This is a genomic window from SAR324 cluster bacterium, assembly GCA_029245725.1.
Taxonomy (GTDB): Bacteria; SAR324; SAR324; order SAR324; family NAC60-12; genus JCVI-SCAAA005.
In genome coordinates, this window is the sequence record JAQWOT010000031.1 from 1 (window position 1) to 5,928 (window position 5,928).

Consider the following 5,928-nt stretch of genomic DNA (forward strand, 5'->3'; position numbering starts at 1 on the left):
TTCATCATGATGCCCTTCTTCATCGTGATGCCCTTCTTCATCGTGATGCCCTTCTTCATCGTGATGCCCTTCTTCATCGTGATGGTGGTGAGCTTCCATTTCTATCCGCTCAATTCCCCTTGAAATTGTCATGACCTTCATCGAAGGGTTCAAATTCACTAACCTATCCAACCAAATTTCCTCAGCTGCAATTCCACCAAGCTTAAAATAAACATTTACGTCAAGCATTTCACGCATTTTAGACGGCTTCGGTGCAAAGGTATGGAGGTCCTGTCCAGCAGGCACAAGATGTACAACTTCAACGAAATCACCACCTATTGAACTCACAAAATTTTCAATCGGTGGTATTGTCACCGCAACTCGTATTTTCTGATCAGCAAATAAGTCTGAGCTGTTTGCGATCAAAGCAAAATAGGCCATCAGAACAAAAAATCGATTCATGTCAGCTCTCAATAATTTTTGAAAGTTAGTTGCAAAAGAAATAATATTATGTCAATTTTTAATGAAATTTGCAATTGAGTTGCGTTTGTTCTCGTCAACATTAAGGATTTACAACTATGAAGTATTGTTTTGCTTACATATTCATTTTTTTCACATTCTTGATTGAATGCTATGCACAAAGTTCGTTAGAGGCTCACATTCATGGTGAAGCTAAGTTGAACATTGTTTTTGAGGGTCAAGAACTGCTTATTGAGCTGCAGAGCCCATCTTACAACTTGGTAGGCTTTGAACATGAGCCCAAAACGAAAAACCAACATGAACTTGTTAACAATACCATTGAACTTCTCAGAGATTTTGAAAATATTGCGGACATTTCCTCTCAAGCAAATTGTAAAACTGTTGACGTGTCAGTATCCACAAGCATGAGAGGAATTCACAAGGACGAACATCACAAGGACGAACATCATAAGGACGAACATCATGATTCTGAAAAAGAAACTCACTCAGAATTTACTGCGATCTATTCCATCAATTGTGAAAAACCTGAGGATTTTAAATCAATTGAGTTAGAACTTTTTAAAACATTTAGTTTGATGGAGGAAGTGAAGGTTCAAACAATTATTCAAGGAAAACAGAGCTTTGGAGAATTGATTTCAGATAATCCAAAATTAAGTTTTTAAAATTTCAAATGCTGTTTTTTGAAAACTTGGACTTAAACAATTTCTTTAAAACTTTTTCATGATTTTTTTTGTGATTCACCAATGATTTTTTTCAACTGGATTGATAGATAGCCCAGCAAGACTGCTAAAAGAAATGAATAATACTCCATCCAGAAAAGAAGCTGAGGACGCAGTTCGAACCCTAATCAGATGGTCTGGAGAGAATCCAAACCGTGATGGCCTCTTGGGTACACCAGATCGGGTGGTCAGAGCTTACGAAGAATTCTTTGCTGGATACAATGAAGATCCTAAATCGTTGCTGGAAAAAACGTTTGAAAATATATCTAGCTACGACGAGATGATTGTTCTTAAAAATATTCGACTTGAATCCCACTGCGAGCATCACATCGTCCCAATTATTGGCAAGACACATATCGGCTATCTTCCAAATGAAAGAGTAGTTGGTATTTCTAAGCTGGTACGTCTGGTAGATGTCTTTGCTAAACGAATGCAGATTCAGGAGGCACTCACATCCCAAATCGCAGATACAATTCAAGGAATACTCAAACCAAAAGGAGTTGGTGTTGTTATCGAGGCAGCCCATCAATGTATGACAACCCGCGGCGTTCATAAATCAGGTGTTAGCATGGTGACCATGCATACCCACGGATTGTTTCGCAATGATACCCACACCCGAAGAGAATTCATGGCAATAATTAACCTTGAACATTCCTAATCTGACCTAAAAAACAAGATACGTTATCTTATAACATAACATAACAAACTAAGTAGGACGCTAAAAATGGGTCGAAAAGATAGTTGGAAAATTGCCGTACTGGAAATTCTGCAAACAAGTGAAAAACCAATGTCAGCTTACGACATTCTAGGAAAATTGAGAGATAGAAATCCTAAAATTGCTCCCCCAACAATCTACCGAACACTTTCTGATCTGGTTGAAAGAGGGCGTGCGCACCGGCTTGAATCACTAAATGCCTACATTGCCTGCAAAACCGATAAACACGATGAAAGTGCTGTAATAACAATTTGTGATGATTGCGGTGTTGTGAATGAGTATATCGATACAGGCGTACTTAACGCGCTTTCAGAGGTCATTGCCAATTCGGGTTTTGCTCCTTTACGTCATGTAATTGAACTGCAAGGAGTCTGTGAAAATTGTGGCTATGAACAAAACTAAAGTCAAACATGAGTAGTATGAAGTTTCGATTGCTCACAACCGGGGCCAGTTTGAGATTAGCAGTTGCTTTATTGATGATTGTATCCTTATGGTGTGGCTTTTTCTGGGCAACTACCAACCCTGGGGGTTTGTAATGCACGCTCTTCGGTTCAACAACCTTACTCTGGGGTATGATCATCAACCTGCTATCCATCAGCTAGATACTGAAATTGCTGTTGGAAGTCTGACTGCTGTAGTGGGTCCCAACGGTGCTGGAAAATCGACGCTGCTTAAGGGTGTGATTGGGACGCTCGTTCCTATGGAGGGGAGTTTGGCTTTAGGCTCAATCAGCCGGGAAAATATAGCTTATCTGCCGCAGCAATCCGATATCGATCGTTCATTCCCAATTACAGTAATTGACCTTGTTGCAATGGGCTTGTGGAGAGAAATTGGTCCATTCGGCTGGCTCAGCGCAGCACAACAAAGCCTTGTCGAAAAGGCAATTGCTGCTGTCGGACTATCTGGCTTCGAATCCAGAATCATTGGTTCCCTTTCAGGGGGTCAGATGCAGCGTGTTCTCTTTGCAAGGCTGCTTCTCCAAGATGCACAAATGGTATTATTAGATGAGCCTTTCAACGCCATCGATACCCGTACAATGACTGACTTACTCAGGATTATCAAACGCTGGCATGTAGAGGGGCGGACTATTCTGGCTGTACTGCACAATCATGATACCGTCCGGACTCATTTTCCAGAAACGCTGATGATAGCTCGGGAACTGGTAGCCCATGGACCGACAGAAAGTGTTTTAACTGCAGAAAACCAATTCCGTGCTCGACAGATGTGTGAAGCTTGTGCCGGACCACCCCATGTTTGCGGACGAAGTGTAGCATGATTTGGGATACAATTTTCCAACCCTTTGCAGAATTTGGATTTATGCGTCGAGCACTTCTTGGTTGTATAGCCATTTCTGTTGGAGCGACGCCCGTAGGAACCTTCCTTATGCTGCGTCGGATGAGTTTAACAGGTGATGCGATGGCACACGCAATTTTGCCTGGGGCAGCCGTAGGATTTCTCGTTTTTGGTCTCTCTCTCATACCTATGACCATCGGGGGGTTAACTGCTGGACTTTTGGTTGCGTTGCTCTCCGGATTTGTAACTCGCATGACAATCCTTCGTGAAGATGCCAGTTTGGCTTCATTCTACTTGATTTCGTTAGCGATTGGAGTGCTGATTGTTTCGACGCGTGGAAGTAATGTTGACCTAATGCACGTACTTTTCGGTACAGTTTTAGCGCTTGACGATGCAACGTTGATCTTACTCTGCTCAATCACAAGCTTCTCACTAGTAACACTCTCTTTATTATTTCGACCTCTAGTTCTGGAATGCGCTGATCCCCATTTTCTTCGTTCAGTAAGCGGACTTAGTGCAATCACCCATTTCACCTTTCTTTTACTGGTAGTACTGAATCTTGTAGGGGGCTTCCACGCAATCGGAACACTCATGGCTGTAGGTGTAATGATTCTCCCTGCGACTGCAGCACGGTTCTGGGCTATCAGCATTGGTGGCATGATTGCGACTGCAGTTGCTATTGCCATGGTTTCAAGCCTGATTGGGCTGCTGCTTTCTTTCCATTACAGCTTGCCGTCTGGGCCTGCAATCATTCTCGTCAACGGGATTTTCTACGGATTGTCGGTTTTTTTAGGTCCAATCGGTGGACTACTCACCCAAACAATAACTCAACAACAACTTAAAATCTAAAAAGGAGAATAGATGGCTTCTCGGAGAGTTTTTATAAAGTCTGCTATCGCCCTGCTTACTTTGCTAACAGCTAGTACAATAGCTGTCCAAGCTGCGAAACCCACCCCCGTTGTAGCGACTTTTTCCATTCTTGGGGACATGGTTGAACGCATCGGTGGTGAGCATATAGCTGTCACAACGCTAGTGGGCCCAGATGGAGATGCCCATGTCTATCAACCAACAACGGCAGACGCGCGCGCAATGGCTGAGGCTCAGGTCCTGATTGAAAATGGTCTTGAGTTTGAGGGATGGCTGGACCGCCTGGTCAAAGCTTCAAACTTTGACGGCATACGTGTGGTCGCAACCAACGGAATCAAGCCAATTCCGTTCGCAGAAAGCGAGGGGCATCACGATGACGAGGGGTATCACGATGACGAGAGGTATCACGATGACGAGGGGCATCACGATGACGAGGGGCACGATCACAACCACGGCATTTTTGACCCACATGCCTGGCAAAGTCCTCGTGCTGCAGTTACGTATGTGAACAACATCACTAGTTCACTAGCCCAAAACGATCCTTCGAACGCTTCTGTCTTCTATCTCAACCGTGAAGCTTATGTTTCTGAGATTCAAGCCCTAGATGAAGAGATTCAACGGATGGTTAATACTCTCTCAAGCGATCACAGAATTGTCATAACGAGTCATGACGCTTTAAAGTATTTTGGCAAGGCGTATGGGCTTAGCTTTCTCGCACCTCAAGGACTTAGTACTGAATCAGAAGCCTCCGCAAAGGAAGTTGCAGGTCTGATTAGGCAGATACGAAAAGAGGGGATCAAAGCTGTTTTCGTGGAGAACATAGCTGACTCGCGTCTAATCGAGCAGATTGCCAACGAAACGGGAGCTAACATCGGAGGCAAACTCTATTCAGACGCACTTTCTGGTACCGATGGGCCTGCGTCTACTTACCTGGAAATGTTACGCCACAACAGTACAACTATTGTGAATGCATTAAGTGATTGAGTTGAGTCTCATTATAACACTGTGATTACTTTGATTCGATTGATCTGAAACTTTTGGACTTGCATGAAAAAATTTCTATTTGCGATTTGGATCGTTGTAATCACAGCACTCAAACATTATTAGAATCTATAGAAGGGCAATCTCTGATCTGCGACCGTTTATTTAATCTGATCTGTTGGAAAATCAAATATATTTACTGCAACAGCATCATTGCCACAATCTGGTGCCCTTCAAAGTGAGGCAGACAATGGAGCTACTTCGTCAATCTAGACCCAAACCCAACCTTGACCAGATACGTAAGATTAAAGCTACACTACGCCAAACTCTGAAGCTCTCCGAGGAAGATACAATCACCGTTACTGAATTAGCCTGCTTAGAGGAAGATTGTGCACCTTTAGAAACAGTGATTGGCCTTCTTCGGGATGGGTATCCACAAATTCAGCACAAGATCCACAAACCAACAAACTCCATTGATACCCACGATCTCACAGAAGTTTGCAAAGCTTGGGGATTTGATTCTGGTAATTTGGCATTTATAACTTTTGACAAGGAGACTTGAATGAATAGTTCAAGCAAAGTCCCAGTAACTATTCTGACCGGATTCCTCGGTTCAGGTAAGACTACACTGCTCAACCAAATCCTTAGCGAAGAGCATGGAAAGCGAATAGCAGTGATCGAAAACGAATATGGGGAGATTGGTATCGACTAAGCCCTAGTCATCAACGCCGATGAAGAAATCTTCGAAATGTCAAACGGGTGGTGCATCTGCTGTACAGTCCGTGGCGACCTTATTCGCGTGCTTGGGAATCTTATGAAGCAGAGAGATAAGTTTGATTACATACTTCTCGAGACCACTGGCCTCGCTGATCCAGGACCAGTTGCGCAAACCTT

8 protein-coding genes and 1 pseudogene are annotated in these 5,928 nt (G+C 43.3%); 8 read left to right on the plus strand and 1 reads right to left on the minus strand.

The window, feature by feature from the left end; all coding sequences use genetic code 11:
• Positions 1 to 441: zinc ABC transporter substrate-binding protein (locus P8O70_00910; GenBank protein MDG2195444.1), on the minus strand; the 441-nt coding region annotated here is incomplete at its 3' end.
• Between the two features lie 116 nt (positions 442 to 557).
• On the opposite strand from P8O70_00910, the gene P8O70_00915 reads away from it, so the two are divergent.
• From P8O70_00915 to P8O70_00950, 8 genes and pseudogenes are all read left to right on the plus strand, one after another.
• A complete protein-coding gene (locus tag P8O70_00915) occupies positions 558 to 1,121 on the plus strand; it encodes a DUF2796 domain-containing protein (protein MDG2195445.1) in 564 nt (187 codons plus the stop codon).
• Between the two features lie 133 nt (positions 1,122 to 1,254).
• Entirely contained in the window at positions 1,255 to 1,836 is a 582-nt protein-coding gene (gene folE / locus P8O70_00920) for a GTP cyclohydrolase I FolE (protein ID MDG2195446.1), read from the plus strand.
• 66 nt (positions 1,837 to 1,902) lie between these two features.
• Entirely contained in the window at positions 1,903 to 2,295 is a 393-nt protein-coding gene (locus tag P8O70_00925; GenBank protein MDG2195447.1) for a Fur family transcriptional regulator, read from the plus strand.
• A gap of 133 nt (positions 2,296 to 2,428) precedes the next feature.
• Entirely contained in the window at positions 2,429 to 3,169 is a 741-nt protein-coding gene (gene aztA, locus P8O70_00930) for a zinc ABC transporter ATP-binding protein AztA (protein ID MDG2195448.1), read from the plus strand.
• The gene (locus P8O70_00935) at positions 3,166 to 4,035 is read left to right on the plus strand and encodes a metal ABC transporter permease (GenBank protein MDG2195449.1); all 870 of its coding nucleotides are present in this window, start codon (positions 3,166 to 3,168) and stop codon (positions 4,033 to 4,035) included. Before aztA ends, P8O70_00935 begins: the two co-directional genes overlap by 4 nt.
• Before the next feature lie 12 nt (positions 4,036 to 4,047).
• Positions 4,048 to 5,037: a metal ABC transporter substrate-binding protein gene (locus tag P8O70_00940; protein MDG2195450.1), complete on the plus strand. Its 990-nt coding sequence runs from the start codon at positions 4,048 to 4,050 to the stop codon at positions 5,035 to 5,037.
• Positions 5,038 to 5,284: 247 nt separating this feature from the next.
• Positions 5,285 to 5,596, plus strand: coding sequence for a hypothetical protein (locus P8O70_00945; protein ID MDG2195451.1), 312 nt, complete (start codon positions 5,285 to 5,287; stop codon positions 5,594 to 5,596).
• A pseudogene (locus tag P8O70_00950) lies at positions 5,597 to 5,928 on the plus strand (GTP-binding protein).

Coding starts and splice junctions, on each gene's coding strand:
- aztA (MDG2195448.1), top strand. CDS start 2,429: ATGCACGCTCTTCGGTTCAACAACCTTACTCTGGGGTATGATCATCAA.
- P8O70_00925 (MDG2195447.1), top strand. CDS start 1,903: ATGGGTCGAAAAGATAGTTGGAAAATTGCCGTACTGGAAATTCTGCAA.
- P8O70_00935 (MDG2195449.1), top strand. CDS start 3,166: ATGATTTGGGATACAATTTTCCAACCCTTTGCAGAATTTGGATTTATG.
- P8O70_00945 (MDG2195451.1), top strand. CDS start 5,285: ATGGAGCTACTTCGTCAATCTAGACCCAAACCCAACCTTGACCAGATA.
- P8O70_00940 (MDG2195450.1), top strand. CDS start 4,048: ATGGCTTCTCGGAGAGTTTTTATAAAGTCTGCTATCGCCCTGCTTACT.
- P8O70_00915 (MDG2195445.1), top strand. CDS start 558: ATGAAGTATTGTTTTGCTTACATATTCATTTTTTTCACATTCTTGATT.
- folE (MDG2195446.1), top strand. CDS start 1,255: ATGAATAATACTCCATCCAGAAAAGAAGCTGAGGACGCAGTTCGAACC.